This window comes from Rhizobium sp. BT03 (genome assembly GCF_030053155.1).
Classification (GTDB): domain Bacteria; phylum Pseudomonadota; class Alphaproteobacteria; order Rhizobiales; family Rhizobiaceae; genus Rhizobium.
In genome coordinates this window covers 433,046-452,351 of record NZ_CP125642.1, presented here as the reverse complement: position 1 = coordinate 452,351, position 19,306 = coordinate 433,046, and the positions used below count along the sequence as shown (strand labels likewise).

Below are 19,306 nucleotides of genomic sequence, written 5' to 3'. Positions count from 1 at the left end.
TGGACATCTAGCCACGCTGTCGCGCTCGCGGCCATTAGCCGCAATCGCAGAGTCCTCCTCGGAAATTCGGTTATCGGCTCCCCTCCCTGAAGTTGTCACGCGATATAACGTGCTCCACAATAGGAGGCCATTTTCAATCCAGCGCTGTCTACTGCAAAACCGGCCCATAACAAACCCGCCTTGAGCTATCGCTTGAGGCTCCTTAGCGGCGTCTTCGCCTGAACATTGGAGATCCAATACATGGCTGCCCCAACGGACAAACGCAATTCAAATCGCCTGGAGCTGCCCTCCCGGCCCATCCGACCGTCAAAGATCGGATAGCTTGAATCGGGCTGCTTGAGATTGATGCCGTTGAACGCGCACCACTTCTTTAAGCTGCTTGGCGACATCCCGTGAGAAGAGTCCGACGACAACATCGCCCAGTCGCCCGGCAATGTCTTGATGAGAGTTTTCGGGCTTAGATCCGCGCCGAAATCGAACGTCTGCACCAGCGTCTCGGCGACGGCTTGTACGCGTTCGCCGACGGTTTCGGCATTTGCCTTGATCGGCGCAATGGCTGCATCCTGCGCCAGAGGCGCCGATGGTCCGACCGCGAAGATAACGAGTCCCGCCAACACGCCAAGGGTCATACGATCAAGCTTTGCGCCCGGAGATTTAAAATCGGTTTTTAGCAGCATGTCTCAATCCGTCATTGCGATGATGACGGTGTTAACAGCCGGGCATTAACAATTCGCCTGTACGCCCGTTAAAGTTGCACATAGTCAGCGTGGGGCTAGAACGTCAGCTGCGTCCAGCTCGACCGCAACCGAGATCGCTTCACCAGCGGCTAAAACTTCTTTCTTGCCCTCTGTCTCCCTGCTATCCTGAAAGGGAGGAGACGGCGCCATGAGCGAGATCCGAAAGCTGGCTGCAATCCTGGCTGCTGATGTGGTTGGGTACAGCAGGCTTGCCGGCGCCGATGAGGAGCGCATCCTGGCGCGGTTGCGGGCACTGCGCAGCGATCTCATCGATCCGACGATCGCCGTGCATCATGGCCGGGTGGTGAAACGAACCGGCGATGGTGCGCTGGTCGAGTTCCGCAGCGTGGTGGACGCCGTACGTTGCGCCATCGAGGTGCAGAACGGCATGGTGGAGCGCAATGACGGCGTGCCGCAGGACCGTCGCATCGAGTTCCGGATCGGTATCCATTTGGGCGACGTCGTCGAGGAAAGCGACGGCGATCTGATGGGCGACGGCGTCAACATCGCCTCGCGATTGGAGAGCGTCGCCGCGGCGGGCGCGATCTGCCTGTCCGAGGATGCCTATCGCCAAGTCAAGGCGAGGCTCGACCTCTCGGTCAGCGATCTCGGCAACACGCAACTCAAGAACATCGCCGAGCCGATCCGGGTCTATTCGCTGCAAGTCGGCAGCGCCGGGATCAAGGCAGCCGCGACCCCGGAAACCGCGGGGGGCCAACCGGGGGCGGCAGCGTCGCCGAAGCTGTCGATCGCCGTCCTGCCCTTCGTCAACATGAGCGGGGACGCCGAACAGGACTACTTCGCCGACGGCATCTCGGAAGACATTATCACGGCGCTATCGAAACTGTCGCAGCTCTTCGTCATCGCCCGCAATTCGTCGTTCACTTTCAAGGGCAAGAACGTCCATGTGCAGGAGGTGGGCACGAAGCTCGGCGTCCGGCATGTCCTTGAGGGCAGCGTCCGCAAATCGGGGAACAGGGTCCGCATCACCGCGCAGCTCATCGACGCGACCACCGGTGGGCATCTCTGGGCGGAGCGGTTCGATCGCGAGCTCACCGACATATTCGCGGTTCAGGACGATGTCACGCAGCAGATCGTCGACGCGTTGGCGGTCAACCTGACGGAGGGCGATCGGAAAAGGCTGGCGCCGGGGCAGACCGGGCACCCCGAGGCGTATGACTGCTTCTTGCGTGGCCGGGAGCTATGGCACCGGCTGACGAAGCAAACGAACAGCGACGCCCGCAACCTTTTACAACATGCCGTCGAACTGGACCCGAACTTCGCCTCGGCGCACGCCTTCCTCGCCCTGACCCACGGGCTCGACTACCTGAACCGCTGGAGCGCGTCGCCGCAGCGATCGATCGAGCAGGCCGAAGAGGCTGCGACGCTGGCGGTAGCGCGGGATGACAGCGATCCCGTGGCGCACTGGGCGCTGAGTGTGGTCAGGCTTTACTCGCGCCGGCACGATAGCGCCATCGGCGAGGCCGAGCGTGCGATCGTCCTCAATCCGAATTTCGCCGAAGGGCAGGTCAGCCTGGGCGAGGCACTTCTCTATTCAGGCAGATCCGAGGAGGCACTCGCCTGTTTCGATCGGGCAAGGGTCCTGAACCCCTACTTTCCGGATGTCGTTCTCCACTTTCAGGCCTGGGCCTGGTTTCAGCTGCAAAGGTACGAAGAGGCCGTCGAACTGTTGCTGCAGCGCGTGAGCCGCAATCCCGTCACCGATGTCTCGCGGGCGCTTCTCGCCGCCTGTTACGGACACCTCGGCCGTCTCGAAGAGGCTCGGGCGACGTGGCAGGAGGTGCTGCGCATCAATCCCGACTTCTCCTTGGAATACCGCCGCAAAGTCTTGCCCTTCAAGAATTCCGACGATTTCGAGCTCGCCGTAGAGGGGTTACGCAAGGCCGGCGTCGTACAATGACGAGTGAGCAGGCGGCCACATGTCTTCTCGCCGGATTGAAGGCCGTGATAAGACGGGCCTGGGGTTCTAACGGCCGTTGCGCCGGGCGCGAAGCCGCCCTTCTCGCAGCCGAGCGCGAAATGCGCCGCACCGAGGTCATACAGCCGCAAATTACTTGACTGCAATTATCAAGGATTATACCCGCTTCGCCAGTTTCTGCCATTCGAAGCGTAAGCATGATCCCCGCCGACCTGTTTTCTGAAATCGCTCGCGCCGATCAGCGCCCAGCCCTTATCTTCGCCGACGGTCGCACGCTCTCCTATGCCGATCTCGACGCCCAGACGCAGCGCTTTGCCGAGCGGCTGGGACGGGGGGAAAAGCGGCTTGTGGCGATTTCGGCTGATCTCTCGGAACATGCGATCGTCGCCTATCTCGGCGCGTTGCGCGCCGGCCATGCGGTGGCGATGCTGCCGCCCTGCGATGACAGGCAATGGCAAGAGTTTCTGTCAGCCTTTCAGCCGGATTTCACCTACCGGCCGGCCGACGGCCGCTGGCGGCTCGTCGAAGAAAGCCGGCCCGGGCAAAACGACGCGCCGCTGCATCCGGATCTCGCCTTGCTGCTGAAGACCTCAGGCAGTTCCGGGTCCGCGAAAGCCGTGCGCCTTTCCTATGCCAGTCTTGACGCCAATGCGCGCGCGATCGCTGACTATCTCGAGCTCTCCCCCGCCGACAGAACCGCCCTCGTTCTGCCGCTTCACTATTCCTACGGCCTCTCCGTCCTCCATTCGCATCTCGTTGCCGGCGGCAGCATCTTCATTCCCGGCGTCTCCGTGGTGAGCGAGGATTTTGCAAAACTGCTCGGCGACAGCGGCTGCACCAATCTTTCGGGCGTGCCCTATTCCTATGAGCTGATGGAAAGGACGCGCTTCCGAAGCCACGAATTCAAGGCGCTGCGCTTCATGACGGTGGCCGGCGGACGGCTGGCGCCCGAGCTCATCCGCCTCTACCGCGACCATATGCGCGCAAACGGCGGCCGCCTCTTCGTCATGTACGGCCAGACCGAGGCAGCCGCCCGCATCGCCTTCGTGCCGCCGGAAAGCCTGGGCGACAATGAGGAGCGGATCGGCATCGCCATTCCCGGCGGCAGCCTGAGCCTCGTCGACGATGACGGGCATCCGCTCGACCGACCTGATGTTGCCGGAGAGCTCGTCTATGCCGGCCCGAACGTGATGATGGGCTACGGCGCCGACCGCGCCGATCTTCGGCGCGGCGCCGAGGTCGCGGCATTGAAGACCGGCGACATCGCCATGCGCGACGAGGACGGCTTCTACAGGATCGTCGGCCGCAAGAGCCGTTTCGCCAAGATCGCCGGGCTGCGGATCGGCTTCGACATCATGGAGCAGGGTCTGGCGGAGAAGGGGATCGCGGCGGCCGTTGTCGGTGACGATCACGGTCTGCAGGCCTATGTGACCGATGCGCGTGACGCCGACCGGGCGCTTGATGTGCTCGTCGAAGCGAGCCATCTTCCGGCGAGCCTGATCTCCGTCAGGGCGCGACAAGAGCTGCCGAGGCTTGCCTCCGGCAAGATCGACTATGCCGGTCTCAGCGAAGAGATGCTGACGACGCGCCAAACGAGCCGCGCCGCGGCGGTCAGCGTGCTCGATGCCTATAGCAGGGTCTTCTATCCCCACAGGGTCAGCCGCAACGACAGCTTCGTCTCGCTCGGCGGCGATTCACTGCGCTTCCTGCAATTGACGATGGAACTCGACAGGCTGGGTATCGCGCTGCCGGAGGGCTGGGAGCAGACGGCGATCGCCGCGCTCGATGTCGCCCCGCAGCCTGCACGGACCGATAGCGCCGAGGTCAGGGCGCTGCCGACCGATCTGGTGCTGAGGGCGATCGCCATCCTGCTCGTCGTGGTCCATCACCAAATGCTCTGGCCCATTCCCGGCGGATCGGGGGTGATGCTGCTCCTCGTCGGCTTCAGCCTGGCGCGCTTCCAGTCGGGCCATTTCCTCGCCGGCAATTTCCGCCCTGCGCTGCGGCCGGCAATCAACGTCCTCGTTCCCTATTTTCTCATCGTCGCCGCCTATGGCCTCGCCTGGCGCACCGTTCCCTGGGCCTCGGTCACGCTGACCGGCAATTTCGGTTATGCCGAGCCGGAGCGCCACGAGATGCTTCCCTATCTCTACTGGTTCATCGAAACCTATGCGCAGACACTTCTCGTCTTCTTAATGGTTTTTGCCGTGCCTGATGTGCGCAGGCTGGCGCGAGCGCAACCCTTCGCCTTCTCGCTCGCGCTGCTGGCGCTGGCGGTCGCGGCGCGGTTTTCGCTGCCGCTCCTCTTCGATGTCGGCAGGCGGCAGATTTTCACCCTCTACTGGGGCCTGCATCTCGCCATGTTCGGCTGGTGCGCGGGCCTTGCCGGCAGGAAGGCGCAGCGGATCATCCTGACGGCGATTGCCGCCGCCGTGCTCGGTTATCTCGCTTTCTGGGAAACGCTCTGGATCGGCACGACGGTCAAATATCTGACGATCTTCGCAGCGCTTCTCGCCCTTCTCTACCTGCCGCGCATTCACTTGCCCGTGCGGCTGGGGCGTCTGGTGACGCTGATCGCCGTTTCGGCTTTCCCAACCTACCTGCTGCACCGTTTCGTGCCGGAACTGCTGATGCCTGAGGCAGCGGCCGTGCTGCCGGCTCCCCTCTTTCATCTGCTGGCGATATCAGGCGGCCTGGCGCTCGGCGTCATCGCCAACAAAATCGCGGCCGACCTTCGCAATCTGCTTGGCGGGATAGCAATGGCTCGCGGCATGGCCCGACGTACGGTGATGGCGGAGACTGTCTGAACCGTAAGCGAACAGCAGAATATATTAGCATTACCGCACGAAAAGCTTGCATGCAGGCATTAAATCGGATGTCCTGAATACGGCTTCAGTGGTGTTGGGCGCCCCGCTATGAAAACCCTCGACGCACGGATTCGGTTTACAGGTGAACGGCGACAGGTCACTGCCCTTTTCTATGACATCGTCGGCTCCACGGAACTGTTGTTGCGCAGCGAGCCGGAGAAATTCTTCCGGTCCGTGTCGGCGTTACATCAAAGCGCCGAAGCGATCATCAAAAAGCACGGGGGATTTCTTCATCAGCGGCTCGGCGATGGCGGATGCTGTTTCTTCGGCTATCCCGAACAGTCCGAAGATGCCGCTGAAAGCGCGGTGCGCGCTTCTCTGGAGCTGCTGCGCGTCGTGGCCGGGGCCCAGACGCAGACCGAGGCCCAGACCAAAGCCAAGGCACGCAGGCCGTTCCGGCTGCGGATCGGGGTGGCCACCGGTCTTGTCGTCTTCTCCACGGCCGGCGATGAGATCGTCGGCACTGCGCCGGTTCTGGCCGCCCGCCTGCAAGCCGAGGCCGATCCCAATTCCGTCCTTGTCGCCGATTCCACGGTTCAGCTCACCCGGCAGAAATTCGACTACAGCCTGCTGCGGGAGGCAAGGCTCAAGGGGTTCGAACATCCGATTGCGCTGTGGCGCCCGCAGGAGCGCGATCGATCGACCGCCGAGCCATCGCCGCCTGAGGCAGGGGACAGGCCGATCCGAGGCAGAGAGAAGGAGCTTGCCGCCCTCTCCAGCGCCTGGAATTCGGCCGTCGGCGGCAAGGGACGTCTGATCGCCGTCGTCGGCGAGGCCGGCATCGGCAAATCCAGGCTGGTCGGCGAATTCGCCGAAACTCTGCGGCAGACTGCGCATGAGACAGTAATCTTTCAGTGCGGCAGGCGCCTGGAGAGCCAGCCGCTGCATCCCTTCGTTTCGTTTCTCGAACGGCTGGCCGCCGAACCCTCGGTCCTGAAGGATGGCGACAAGGACGCCTTTATGCGGGCTCTTCACGCCTCCGGCCGGGACGTCGATGCAGCCGTCGCCGACGCCATCCTCGCCTTCACCGCCGAGCGTTCGCCGGCGACGTCGCGCAATATCCGCGTCTCTGATCTCTCCGGGCGCGCCTTCCGGCGAAAAGTCATCGAAGCCGCCGCCGACATTCTGACATGCAAGGCGGTCCCGACGCTCCTCGTCTTTGAGGACGTACACTGGGCCGACGACATGACGCTGGAGCTGATCGACAGGCTGGGATCGCTGGCCGCCGGGCTTCCGATCCTCGTCATTCAGACATCGAGAATCCGGCGATCACTCGCGCTTGCAAGCGAGATCGAACTGCCAGGGCTGACGGCTGCCGCGGTTCGCGATCTCGTCGCCTCGATCTGGCGGGAGCATCCCCCGCCCGGCCTCTCGGATTTCATTCTCGACCAATGCGACGGCATGCCGCTCTACGCGGAAGAACTCGCCAGTTTCTTCCGCGCAAGGCAGCCATTGGGCAAATCACTCTCGGAATGGAAAGGGCTGCTGCTGGAAGGCGGCGTCACCTCGCTCAACGATCTGCTGTCCGCGAGGCTTGCTGCGACCGGTTCGGCCCGCCGGGCGGCGCAATTTGCCAGTGTCATCGGCCGCGAATTCAGCGTCTCGCTGCTCACCTATCTCGTCGAAGCGGGCAGCCGCCGCACCGTCGACGTCGATATCGAGCGGCTTCTGTCTCAAGGCATCATCGAGCGCTCGACCGTCACGCGTGGCTCCTATCAGTTCCGGCACGTGCTGGCGCAAGAAGCGGCCTACAGCAGTCTTCTCAAGAGCGACCGCCGTCGCATCCACCGGCGGATCGCAGATTTCCTGATCGGCGAGGGAAAACCCAGCCTGCCGGCGGCGATCGCCGCTTGGCAGTGTGCCGAAGCGGGCCTGCATGACGCTGCTGCCCGATTTGCCCTGGCGGCGGCGGAGGCAAGCGTTCTCCGCTCGGCAATGCAGGAGGCAAACGTCTCGCTCGAACTCTGCGCCGAAGAGGTCGACAGCCTTTCCCGGCGCCACCCCGACCGCACCGAACTGGCGCTCAGCCTGTTCGAACTTCAAGGCCTCGTGGCGAGCGCACTCGAAGGCGAGGGATCGGAGAGCGCGCGGCGGGTCTATGCCCGCGCCATGCAGCTTCTGCGCAAACAGTCCTCGGCCGTGCGCGCGAAACATTTCCCGGTCTATTGGGGATGGTGGTTCACCGCCCCCAACATTCTGACCCAGCAGTCGCGAGCGCGCATTCTCGTCGGCGACATGCAGGCCGTCGAAGATCGCGAGACAAGGCTTCAATCCTATCATTGCGGCTGGGCGACGAGCTTCCATGCCGGCGAGCATGAGTTTTGTCTCGATTGTGTGGCCGAAGGCCTTACTCTCTATGACCCCGAAAGCGCGGTGCGGAATCGAGCCTTCTTCGGCGGACATGACGCCAAAGTCTGCGGCTTGGGCGAAAGCGCCCTCTCCTACCTGCTGCTCGACGAAACCGGCGCGAGCGAAAGTGCGATCGAACAATGCCTGGAATGGGCGAACGCCACGGATCACGCCGGCAGCATGGTGCATGCGCTCTATTACGCCATGGTGCTTGCCCGCTGCCAAAGCCGATATGACGATGTTCATGCACTCGGCGAACAGATGCTGTCGCTCGCCGAGCGGCACGGGCTGGCGGCAAGCCAGGCGCGGGCCAACATGTATTGCGGCTGGGCGGAGCTGATGACGTCGTCCGCAGCAGGCGGCGAAGAGCGTTTTGCCGGTGGCCTTGCTCTCCAGCAGCAATTGGGCACCGATGACAATTTTTCCATGCACAGCGACATGCATGCGCAAGTGCTGCAGCATCTCGGCCGGTCGGCCGAAGCCCTGGCGACCGTCCAGAATGCCATCGATGTCGGGCGCAGCAGCGGCCAATCCTTCTGGCTTGCCGAACTCTACCGCCGCAGCGCCAAACTGAGGCGTGATCTGAACGAGCCGCCGGCATCGATAAAAAGGGACCTGACACGCGCCATCCAGATTGCCGAAAGCCAGAAGGCCGGCTGGCTGGCCGAAAGAGCAAGGCGCACATTGAACGGGCTGGCGATATTTTAACCTCGGACGGCAGGATGTGATGGACGAACAGACGCTCGATAACATCCTCGATACCGTCTTCAATATCCGGCCCCCCTCGCCGCCCGATCCCCGGCAGACGGTGCAGCGCATCCTTGCGCGCAGAAAGGACTATGGCATCACCAGGCTCGGCTCGATCACCGAGCTCGACTGGATCGGCGTTCCCGTTGTCCAGGTCGTGCGGCCGCACTCACGCTCCGTCGCCGTCAGCCAGGGCAAGGGGCTGACCTTTCCCCTGGCGGCGATATCGGGCCTGATGGAATCCCTCGAAGGCTGGGCCTCGGAGCGGATTGATCAGGCGCGCATCTTCACCGCAAGCCTGCGAGACATGAACGTAAGGGGAGACTGGTCGCACGTCGGCACCGGCCGGGACGAGGCGATGCTCTCCTGGATTGCCGGGCTGGATCTCCTTTCGGGGCGGAAAATGGCCGTACCGCTTGCCCTGGTCGATACCGCCTACATCGTCCCGTCGCCGCATCCCCATTGGATCGCCCGGGACACGACGGGCCTTGCCGCAGGCACGAGCCTGCAAGGCGCTGTCCTGCATGCCTGCCTGGAGATCCTGGAGCGGCAGGCCCGCTGCACGGCGATGAAGACGCCGCATTTCTTCGACCGCTGCCAGATCGACAGCCGGTCCGTGCAATCGGGAAACGCCGGCGACATCATGCGGCGGCTTTCCCAGGCAGGTTTTGTCGTCGGCATCTGGCAGATCCCGACGCCGCACGCGCTGCCGGTCTACTGGTGCCACGTCATGGAAGATGCCAGCCGGGCCCCCTTTGCGCCGCTGCCGGCGGAAGGCTTCGGCTGCGATGTCAGCCACAACAGGGCGCTGACCAGCGCCTTGCTGGAAGCCTGCCAGTCCCGCCTCGGGGTTATTTCGGCGGCGCGCGACGATATCAGGACGGAGCTTTACGCCCATGCCGACGCCGGCGAACTGGCCGCCTGGCGGCTGCAGCTCGCAAAGGGGGGCCGTTCCTTTCCCACGGACCGTCCCGCGGCCGAAGAGCGATCCATCCGGCCGATCATCGAGGCGTTGCAGCTGGCCGGCGCGCATGCGGCCGCTCTTGTCGTCCTTCATTCGGATGAGCGCATTCCGCTTCACGTCGTCCGCGTCGTCGCTCCGCCGCTGGAGACAAATCCGGAGGCCGATCTTGCGGGATGATATCGTGGTTTTCCTCGGCCCCACCCTCTCAGAGGCGCAAGCCCGGACCTGTCTGGATGCGATCTATCTTCCCCCCGTCGGCTGCGCCGATGTCGTGCGGGCCGTCACCAAATATGCGCCGGCGGCGATCGTGCTGATCGACGGCGTCTTCGGCCAGCTTCCGGCCGTTCGCCATCAGGAAATCCTCTGGGCGATGGCCCGCGGCGTGCGCATCTATGGCGCCGCCAGCATCGGCGCGCTCAGGGCAGCCGAACTCGCGCCCCAGGGCATGATCGGCCACGGGCTGGTCTACCGGTGGTACCGAAGGCACCCGCTCGCCGACGATGCCGACGTCACGGTGCCGATGGCCCCCGCGGCACTCGGATCACGCGCCCTGGGCGACGCTCTGATCGATATCAGGCTGACGCTCAAAAGCGCCGAGCGCACCGGCATCATCGAAAGACGGCTGCGATGCGAGCTCGAATCTCTGGCGCGCGCGCTTCACTTCAGCGAAAGATCCTTCCCGAAACTCCTGGCAGCGGCTGAAAACAATTGCGCCGCCGGAGGCGAAATCGAAGCACTGAAGGCCTGGCTGCCAACCGGAGCGGCAAGCCGCAAGTGCCGCGATGCGGTAAATCTTCTGACATATCTCGCCGATCAAAAGATCAACCGGCCGGATAAAGCCCTTCCTTTTGCGTTTGAACTTACGGAATCATTTGCCAACGACATGGAGTACTACAACATCCTCGATAGTTTATTGCCAAATGGCACGTAGTACTGGTATAGTTAACGATCGCTTGACGTTGGGCAACGGGCGGTGGGGGCAGCAGTGGATGCCATCACGCAGAACGAGGGCGCAGGCAACGGGGCAGCTCCAGAGCGGCCGCTCGGAACACGTTTCCTTGTCTTTCCCCAGCCCTCCTTCATTCCCGGTTACGAAAGGCCCGAAGTGGTGTGGATCGGGCCTTCGGCGGGGCCGATCCTGGCGGGGCCGTCCGACGGCCGGATCTATGTGGCCAATCCGGTCGAGCCGAAATTGCCCTATGCCGCGCCCTATATCCCGCCCTATCCCGGCCTGCTGCGGCCACCGGCCGAGCCGGGCCCCGACGGCCATTTCGATCACATCGGGCCGGGCTCGCCGGCCTTCCTTTCGACCCACAGCTATGCCTGCGCCCGCCGCGTTCTCGACATCTGCGAGAGCTATCTCGGCCGCGCGATCGTCTGGTTCTTCCAGCCGACGCTGGAACGGCTGGAAATCGTCCCCCGCATCCCGCATTGGCAAAACGCCCAGTCCGGCTTCGGCTTTCTCGAGCTCGGCGAAAGCGAGGAGCACGGCAGGGCATCCTGTTTCGCGCTGAATTTCGACGCGGTCGCCCATGAAATGGGCCACCTCATTCTGCTGAGCGAACTCGGCATCCTCGAAGGCGACGGATCGCGCTGCGATTTCTTTTCCTATCACGAAGCGATCGCCGATTTCATCTCGCTGCTGGGATTGCTGCAGTTCGACACGGCGCTCGACCGGCTGCTGCGCCGCACCGGCGGCAATCTGCTGCTGCACAACGAACTCGACAAATTCGCCGAGCTCAGCGACGAGAAGCAGCTGCGATCACTCAACAACTCGCTTCGCATCGGCGATGTCAGCCAGGAAGTGCACGACCGCTCCAAACCCTTTGCAGCCGGCCTCTTCGACTGCCTCGTCGAGGTCTACCAGTCGCTGCTCTTCGAGCGCGGCGTGTCGGATATCGATCCGAGGCGGTTCAGCGATCTGCGCCAGCAGATGGCGCCGGCGCTGATGGAAGAAAGACTTCACGTCTCGGCAGCATCCTATGAGCGGACGCATTTCGCATCGAAAGCCGCCCTGCAGGAGGCGCGCGACATCATCGGCGAAGCGCTCATCCGCTCCTGGAGATACCTCGATCCCGACAGCCTGACCTTCGAAGCGGCGGCCCTGGCCTTCCTCGAGGCGGCCAGCCGCGGGCGCGGGATCTCCTATCTCGATCAGCTTGAAGATTGCATGAGGTGGCGCGGCATTCTCTAACCAACGACGGGAGGCATCGATGACAGACGACAGCGTTCCAGCACCTTCTGGACCCCGCTATAAGGCGGATGAGATCATACTCTATGGCGTAGAGTTGAATGACACGAGCGGCGTTGCCCATCTCAATGTCGGGATGGTGGGAAAGGCGGAACTGCAGGTAAGACTCGCAAGCACGGTCGGCATCACCGGATCGACCGTCCTGGCCTATGGCTACGCCTTCGAAGGTCATTGTTACAGATTGGATTCCAACCGGATTTTTATCGTCACGGGTCCGATTGCACAACCGGCGGCCGGCTGTGGCTTCGATTCTCTGGGATATATGATGTGGCGGCTGACAGCATCGTCACAAATTCTGGAAATCTCGACGAGCTTCGCAGATGCAAGAGCGCTTATTCTGGATGCCCAGCTGCCGGGAAAGCGATCTCCGAGTTCCTACGCCATCACACTCAGAACGGCACATCGCAATGGCCGCCTCAGCAATGATTAACTCGATTCCAACGGGGAGAAGAGTCATGCCGTGTGAATTAAAGATAAATGTGACACAGGTTTTTACAGGTTTCACAGTCGAGGATGATCAGAAAAATCCCTACACAGACAAGAAGAAGGGCGTCCTCAAAAACCTGACGACGACTAGTTCCTCCATCTTCGAAATAACCGTGGAACTTGATGAAAAAAACGAGGCTGTAATCTACGTCGAGGCGACAAACGCCAAATCCGTAGCGTCTTCCTCCACTTACAACATCCCAGATGACTGCGCTCCCGGAGGGAATATCTACGTTCCCAAAATAGCGGCTGCGTTGCAAAGCGATCTCGACAACCTTGACGCAAAGGTCAACGCTTTAGCGCAGCAAATCGCGGGCAATAAACGCGGGAAGTAGCGCGTTCCAACCCCGACACGCTACGCCGCGCGCACCCTGTCGCGGCCGCTCAGCTTGGCGGCATAGAGCGCCTCATCGGCCCGCCGGTAAAGCTCCGAGGCGCTGTCCGTCGGCAGGCAGGCGGCGATGCCGGCCGAGCAGGTGCAGCTGAAATCGGGTGAGTCCGGCAGCGGCCGGGAGAAGCGGATCACCGTCAGCATGCGCTCGATCATGGCGATGGCGTCGTCCGGGCCGGTGGCCGGCATGACGAGGAGGAATTCTTCGCCGCCGACCCGGCCGAAACAATCGTTGCGGCGAACGCTCTGGTGAATGCGGTGGGCGAAATCACGCAGCACGAGATCGCCGGCGTGGTGGCCGAGCCGATCGTTGATCTGCTTGAAATTGTCGATGTCGAAGACGGCAAGGCAGCCGCTGCCGCCATTGCGGGCGGCGGCCAGCATATCTTCGACCCTCGCCATGACGAAGCGGCGGTTGGCAACACCGGTGAGCTCGTCGGTATAGGACGCCTTGATCGCCTGATCGCGATCCTGCCGGACCGTCCTGCCTTGCGCCCTGAGCCTGGTGATGTCGCTGGCGATGCACAGCATCCAGCCGTTACTCTGCACCGCCTCGGTCATCCACAGCCATCGGCCGTCGCACAAATCGGTCTCGAAGGCGCGATAGCCGATCTTGCCGCGGCGCGACTGGGTCGAGCGCAGCCACGCCTCGAAATCATCGGTCCGAAGGACGGTGCCCCGGCCGAGCTCGAAATTGCGCCGCATGAGATCCGGCCAGAGCGGCGTCTCCTCCGGCTCGATGAAATAGGCCGAACGAAAGGCGCTGTTGGCATATTGCAGGCGGTCATCGCCATCATAGACCGCAATCAGCGTTTCGGTGTGTGCGGAGAGATTGAGAAGCTGTTCGACGAGCGCGTCCATACCGAACCCTGTCTGATTGTCCTGGCATGACATGGCGCAGAAATCCTACGAGGAAAGACCCGGCTGCATCAAGCTAAGGCGCTTCCCGTGATTACGGAAACGTCAACGCGACAGCTCTGCACCAGCGGCAAAAGCATGATGATGCGCCCAAGCGATTGCATTTTTCGCTGGTCGGGAACGAACAGGATCTCAATAGCTACGCGATATCCCGGCTGGGAGATCGGCGAGGGCGCCCCTCATCCGCCTGCCGGCACCTTCTCCCCGTAAACGGGGCGAAGGGGTATGCCGCGACCTCTCCGTCTCCATCCCCCTCTCGCAGGGCACGTCCCCTCTCCCCGTCAAAACGGGGAGCTATTTCCTACCCAGTCGCTACGCCTATTTCCCGTCCGCCTGTCCCGCTGGTTTCGTGGCGGCATTCAACACGCCGTCCTGCAAGCCCACTTCATCCGCAAGAATGGCGGCGGCCTCCTCGAGCAGGACGTCTTTGGCGTTCTTGCGGGCGTTTTCGAGGGCGATATCGGCGCTCAGGCTGCGCTCGCCCGCCTCCAGGCCGTCATCGCCGGCGGGATTGTCGCCATCGCTTGCCTGCGCCCGCTCCTTGAACCGCTTCTCGCGCGCCGCCGCTTCCTTGCGGCGTTCGGCTTCGTTCAGGGAGACGATGCCTTTCTCGCGCTGCGCCTTCAGGTCGGCAATGTCTTTCACCAGGCGCTGGAAATCCGGATCGCCCTTGACCCGTGCATCATGGCGGCTTTGCAATGCCGGCAGCAAGGCCGTGACATTGCCCTCGGGCGCGTATTTCGCCGGCTTGATCTCCGCCCATGGCAGGGCATTGTCATAGCTGGTCTCGCCGAAGCTGGTCGGATCGGACAATCCCGGCAGGCTGATATCGGGGGTGACGCCGCGCAGCTGCGTCGTGCCGCCATTGACCCGGAAAAACTGGGCGATCGTCACCTTCAGCTCGCCATATTCGGGCTTGCTGTTGTGAACCATCTGGTCGAGATCGACGACCGTCTGCACCGTGCCCTTGCCGAAGCTGCCTTCGCCGACAATCACGCCGCGGCCGTAATCCTGGATGGCCGCGGCAAAAATCTCCGAGGCCGAGGCAGAGCCGCGATTGATCAGCACACCCATCGGGCCTGACCAGACAGGCTCCGCCAGATCCGAGCTTTTGACCTCGATCTTGCCGTCGCTGCGGCGCTGCTGAACGACCGGACCCTTGCCAATGAAGAGGCCGGTCAAATCGATCGCCTCTTCCAATGAACCGCCGCCATTGTTGCGAAGGTCCACGAGAACGCTGTCGACCTTTTCATCCTTCAACTCGCCGAGCAGCTTGGCGACATCGCGGCTGGCGCTTTTGTAATCCTTGTCGCCTTTGCCCTTGGCTTCAAAATCCTCATAGAAGACCGGCAGGGTGATGATGCCGATCTTGCGCTCGGTATCGCCGACTTTCACGGTCTGCACGGTCTTCCTGGCGGCCTGCTTTTCCAGGCTGATCTTGTCGCGCACCAAGCTGACGACGCGATGCGTGGCATCGGCGCCGGCATCGGCCGGCAGGATGTCGAGGCGCACGACCGAGCCCTTTTTCCCGCGGATCATCTGCACGACCTCATCAAGGCGAGTGCCCACCACTTCCTTGATCGGCCCATTCTTGCCCTGGCCGACGCCGGTGATGCGGTCTCCGACCGCAAGCTTGCCGGAAAGTTCAGCCGGCCCGCCGGGCACCAGCTCACGGATCGTCGTATAGTCGTCGCGCTCCTGCAGCACCGCCCCGATGCCGAACAGCGAAAGCTTCATCGATACATCGAAATCGGCCGAAGCGGCCGCGCCGAAATAATCCGTGTGCGGATCGATCGCATTCGAATAGGCGTCCATGAACGACTGGAAAACGTCGTCGCTCTTGAATTTGTAAGCGCGCTCGAGCGTGTTTTCATAGCGTTTGTCGAGCGTTTCGCGAATGGCCGCATCGGCCTTGCCGCCGAGCTTCAGCCGCAGCCAGTCGCTCTTGACACGCTTGCGCCAGAGATCATCGCTTTCTGCTTGCGATTGCGGCCAGGGCGCTTTCTCGCGCAGCACCGAATAATTATCCTGCCCGCTGAAATCGAAATCCTGCTTCAGCAGGCTGCGCGCATAGGTCATCCGGTCGACAACACGCTGTTCATAGGCGTTGAAGATCGCAAACGGGATCTTCAAATCCTTCCGCTCGATCGCATCGTCGATCTCGCTGCGCTCAGCCATGAACTTGTCGATATCGGCCTGCAGGAACAGCATACGATCAGGATCGAGCGACTTGATGAACCCATCCATCACCCGCGCCGACAAGGCGTCGTCGAGCGGAACGGGCTTATAGCTATAGCGCGAGAGAAATTGCGCGCTCAACTGGGCGGCTTCCGCCTGTCGCTCCAGCGGCGCCAAAACCGGCGGCGATGCGACTTCAGCGGAGGCGGACGGCGCAATTGCAAGAAATGCACCAAGAAAAACGTAGGCTATGCGCATTCAGCGTGGATCCAATTCTTATGCTGCTCTGTCGATGGGTGATTTAGGTGGCGCAATTATGGTATTTTGGCAAGCAGCTGGCAACGGGATGCGTCTGGGGCGCCATTTTAGTATTCGGCCGGGAGGCAGCCACATCTCACCGGCCATGGTGATACCGTGCTGCTCCTTGCGTCCCCCCGTCCGAATCGAGACTGGGCAGCAGTCCGCGCTCCAACAATGAGTCTAAGGTCGCCGACGTCATAAACTTGACCTTTTGCGGCAGCGGCACCACCGCCTCACGACTTCCGGCGCGTCAGCGGATATGCCTCGGCTTCATAGAGTTTGCGCATCTGCAATCCATCAAAGCGCGCCTCCTCGACTTCGAGCACGGATCCGCGAAGGAGAGAGGCCGGCATGTCCTCGATCGCAAAGCGAAGAGCTTCGGCGACGGTATCGAACCTTTTGTAAGCGAGGCTGCTTTTTCTCTTGATTGTCTTGCACGGGTAAAGCCCCGCGCCGGCACTATAGTCGAAAACGGTCATAACCTCATCCTTGCGATTGGGGCGATTGTCGAGGACAGTTGATCATCACCGTCCGGTCTGCGGTATCAACGGAAAAAAGAAGTCAGCCAACCGTTCAGCAGACGCTGCTGCATCTTGGCGTATCTCTTTCGCCTCCGGAGAACTTATCGGCGGAGGAAATCCTACCGGACGAACACATCCAGAACAAATCGCTCCAGCCAGTCTGGCCGAAAGCCTGAAAACGTGCAATTTATGTAAGGGTTTGATCAGCCTCCTTCAAGGCACCACATGAATAGCAAAACTTGCTTGCCAAAGGCGGAAATGAAGCCCAGGGTGCGATGTCGGCTGCAACTGGTCAGGGCGCTGCCGCCTGAGGGACATGCGCGCGCCCTAGCCCCGACGAGAGGAGGACGCGATGACGTCCCGATCCTCGCATGCCTGCTTCCTGCTTTATTTCCAGAAAATGCTCCTGAACGCCAACGGCGAAGGCAAGCACAATGCATGCAATCGGGAAGTCCATCGGGCTTTTCCGATGGTTCGCAAAAGACGGCAGCTTCATGGCTCGTCACTTGTCGGTCGCGTGATATGTCCGACGCCGATTTTTCCTGAGAAAGTTCCCGAGAAAAAGCCAAGGCTCTGGTAGCTTCGCACCGTATCTGTCTTTCCCTCTTTAGCCATCAGCGTTGTATCTCGGAATTCGGACCCGGAGATTGCAGATGCAGGCCTTTGGAGACAACTCATGCGCCAATCATATTACAGGGCGCTGGCCCTGACGATGACCGTCCTCCCCTGCAATTTGCATCGGGACTCAGCTCCCCGGCGTTCGGCCAGACCGCAAGGCCGGTGCCTGAAAATGCCCAGGCAAGCCGCTACGGCTCCGGCTGGACATGCAATCGTGGTTTTCGAAGGCAGGATGACACCTGCTTCGAGGTGCAGCTTCCCGACAACGCGTTTCTGACGAACTCCTCCTTTGGCAATGGATGGGATTGCCACTACGGCTTTCTCGAGAAGGGGGACCAGTGCCTTACCGTCCAAATCCCGACCAATGCATATCTCGACCCATCTTCCGGCGACCGCTGGAGATGCCTGCGTGGATACCGTCAAACCAATGTGGGTTGCGACCTTATTAAAGTCCCGGAGAAAGCATTCCTGTCCGATACCACCACAGGATCCGGCTGGGAATGCGAAAGAGGTTATCGCGCGACACAACAAGCATGCCTCAAGCTCGAACTCCCCGCCCAGGCCTATCTGACAACCGGCGGAAATGAGTGGAGGTGCGATAGAGGCTTTGAAAAGAAGGATCAGGCGTGTGTCGCCGTCCAGGTTCCGGAGAATGCCATCTTCGTCGACACGCCCCACGGGCAAAAATGGAAATGCGACCGAGGCTTCGAGACGAGGAGCAATCAATGCCTGCAGGTCAAGCTTCCCGAAAACGCACATCTTAACTCGACGGGCGACGGCTGGGACTGCAATCGTCCGTACCAGCTTCGCAGTGGTGCCTGCATGAGCGATTAAAGATCAGCGGAAGTCCACTGTCCGGCGCCTCCCTCGCCCTCAAAATGGCTGATGATGTTTTCAGCCGCCGGCAAGTTCGATGCAATCATCTCCAGCATGGCGGCGACGGCCAAGCCCGAGGAGATCATCGCCTTCAGCGATTCTTAAAGAATTAAGCTGAGGTAAGCGCGCTTAATAGCGGGAACCATTGTCACAGCCTCAAGCGCAGACGGCAGATTCTAGCCACCCGGCCCCTACATTGCAATTCGAATGCCGCGCCCTATATTTCTATAGGAGCGGAACTGCGAAGCTGCAGCCGTCCGCAGGAATTCCGGCGCCCCGCAGGAGGATGACGGTGTTTCTGCATCCGTAGCACACCGGCAGTTTGACCAGCCCTGCCGCGTCTCAGGCGAGACCGGCTGCTCCGTCCCCAACAGCATGTTCTTGCTACAGTCCGAATGGATTGGGCATACTGACCCTTCGGGAGAGAATGCGTGACACTGACCTTTCCGAATAAAAGCCGTAGTTTTGATGAGAGCCGGAATGCGGTCCGCTTCTCCGGTTATGACGGCATGTTCGAAGTGCGGTTTTTAGTCGAAGCTAACGCCTTGCGGACCGCGAGCCAGCCCGGCCGCTCCGAGGACGAGTACCTGAGAGCCTTCGACATGGCGCGCGAGATCATTCTGGAAGCGGCTACCCATGCCTACGGCCGCGGCGGCAAAGACCGATATACCCTGACGGCGCAGGATATCCGCCGGTAGACTTTTACACCCGGCAAGGCCGTGCAGGAGCCGAACCCATGTCAGTCGACAGAAAACATCTCAGTGTCGCGGGCCGCGTGGCGACCCGCTGTCCCGACCAGGGCGATCTTGAATCGGCCGTCTACAGCGCGCTCGCCCATGCCGGCGATCTCGACCCCAGCTATATCTTCGTCACCGCGCGCGGCCGTGACATCACGCTGGCCGGATGGGTGCATTTGAAAGCGGAGGTGTCACGGGCTGAGGAGATTACACTGAGAACCAACGGCGTGCGCAAGGTTCACAATGAACTGTCGCCGGATTTATGAGACAAGTCCGTCCGGCACCATTTCCATGGCGCGGCTGCGTCGTATTCCGGCCCGGCCGCTATACAGCGCCTTCGCCAGCCTGCTCGACAAGCAGGAAGTCGGCCGCGAAAGCGCGTCCCGCGCGAACGGCAGCTCATGACTTCATGAAAAAAGAGGCATCT

Annotated in this window: 15 protein-coding genes; 11 read left to right on the top strand and 4 right to left on the bottom strand. The window is 61.7% G+C overall.

From position 1 onward, the window contains the following. Positions 1-185 precede the first annotated feature (185 nt). Positions 186-677, bottom strand: coding sequence for a hypothetical protein (locus QMO80_RS26845; protein WP_283200917.1), 492 nt, complete (start codon positions 675-677; stop codon positions 186-188). Positions 678-885: 208 nt separating this feature from the next. On the opposite strand from QMO80_RS26845, the gene QMO80_RS26840 reads away from it, so the two are divergent. The 8 genes from QMO80_RS26840 to QMO80_RS26805 all read left to right on the top strand — a co-directional run bounded on the left by QMO80_RS26840 (position 886) and on the right by QMO80_RS26805 (position 12,675). Further along, positions 886-2,658, top strand: a complete 1,773-nt coding sequence (locus tag QMO80_RS26840) for an adenylate/guanylate cyclase domain-containing protein (protein ID WP_283200916.1) — start codon at positions 886-888, stop codon at positions 2,656-2,658. A gap of 215 nt (positions 2,659-2,873) precedes the next feature. Then, positions 2,874-5,483, top strand: coding sequence for an AMP-binding protein (locus QMO80_RS26835; protein WP_283200915.1), 2,610 nt, complete (start codon positions 2,874-2,876; stop codon positions 5,481-5,483). A 108-nt stretch (positions 5,484-5,591) separates the two neighbouring features. Further along, positions 5,592-8,600, top strand: a complete 3,009-nt coding sequence (locus QMO80_RS26830; protein ID WP_283200914.1) for an AAA family ATPase — start codon at positions 5,592-5,594, stop codon at positions 8,598-8,600. A gap of 19 nt (positions 8,601-8,619) precedes the next feature. Next, positions 8,620-9,780, top strand: a complete 1,161-nt coding sequence (locus tag QMO80_RS26825; RefSeq protein ID WP_283200913.1) for a YcaO-like family protein — start codon at positions 8,620-8,622, stop codon at positions 9,778-9,780. After that, complete coding sequence (locus QMO80_RS26820; protein WP_283200912.1) at positions 9,770-10,534, top strand: TfuA-like protein; 765 nt, start codon at positions 9,770-9,772, stop codon at positions 10,532-10,534. Before QMO80_RS26825 ends, QMO80_RS26820 begins: the two co-directional genes overlap by 11 nt. Positions 10,535-10,588: 54 nt before the next feature. Next, entirely contained in the window at positions 10,589-11,797 is a 1,209-nt protein-coding gene (locus QMO80_RS26815; RefSeq protein WP_283200911.1) for a hypothetical protein, read from the top strand. A gap of 19 nt (positions 11,798-11,816) precedes the next feature. Beyond that, positions 11,817-12,284: a hypothetical protein gene (locus QMO80_RS26810; protein WP_283200910.1), complete on the top strand. Its 468-nt coding sequence runs from the start codon at positions 11,817-11,819 to the stop codon at positions 12,282-12,284. Continuing rightward, positions 12,262-12,675: a hypothetical protein gene (locus QMO80_RS26805; RefSeq protein WP_283200909.1), complete on the top strand. Its 414-nt coding sequence runs from the start codon at positions 12,262-12,264 to the stop codon at positions 12,673-12,675. Before QMO80_RS26810 ends, QMO80_RS26805 begins: the two co-directional genes overlap by 23 nt. Before the next feature lie 20 nt (positions 12,676-12,695). On the opposite strand, the gene QMO80_RS26800 is transcribed toward QMO80_RS26805, so the two are convergent. From QMO80_RS26800 to QMO80_RS26790, 3 genes are all read right to left on the bottom strand, one after another. Further along, a complete protein-coding gene (locus QMO80_RS26800; protein WP_283201234.1) occupies positions 12,696-13,592 on the bottom strand; it encodes a GGDEF domain-containing protein in 897 nt (298 codons plus the stop codon). Between the two features lie 375 nt (positions 13,593-13,967). After that, positions 13,968-16,085 carry a carboxy terminal-processing peptidase gene (locus tag QMO80_RS26795; protein ID WP_283200908.1) on the bottom strand — a complete coding sequence of 706 codons (2,118 nt, stop codon included), beginning with the start codon at positions 16,083-16,085 and terminating at the stop codon, positions 13,968-13,970. 275 nt (positions 16,086-16,360) lie between these two features. Beyond that, positions 16,361-16,606, bottom strand: a complete 246-nt coding sequence (locus QMO80_RS26790) for a hypothetical protein (RefSeq protein WP_283200907.1) — start codon at positions 16,604-16,606, stop codon at positions 16,361-16,363. An 822-nt stretch (positions 16,607-17,428) separates the two neighbouring features. Between QMO80_RS26790 and QMO80_RS26785 the strand changes: the two genes are divergently transcribed. From QMO80_RS26785 to QMO80_RS26775, 3 genes are all read left to right on the top strand, one after another. Continuing rightward, positions 17,429-18,100 carry a hypothetical protein gene (locus QMO80_RS26785; protein WP_283200906.1) on the top strand — a complete coding sequence of 224 codons (672 nt, stop codon included), beginning with the start codon at positions 17,429-17,431 and terminating at the stop codon, positions 18,098-18,100. A 473-nt stretch (positions 18,101-18,573) separates the two neighbouring features. Beyond that, a complete protein-coding gene (locus QMO80_RS26780) occupies positions 18,574-18,840 on the top strand; it encodes a DUF1488 domain-containing protein (RefSeq protein WP_283200905.1) in 267 nt (88 codons plus the stop codon). A 38-nt stretch (positions 18,841-18,878) separates the two neighbouring features. Then, positions 18,879-19,145 (top strand): BON domain-containing protein, encoded by a 267-nt coding sequence (locus QMO80_RS26775; RefSeq protein WP_222140703.1) that lies wholly within the window; start codon positions 18,879-18,881, stop codon positions 19,143-19,145. Positions 19,146-19,306 lie beyond the last annotated feature (161 nt).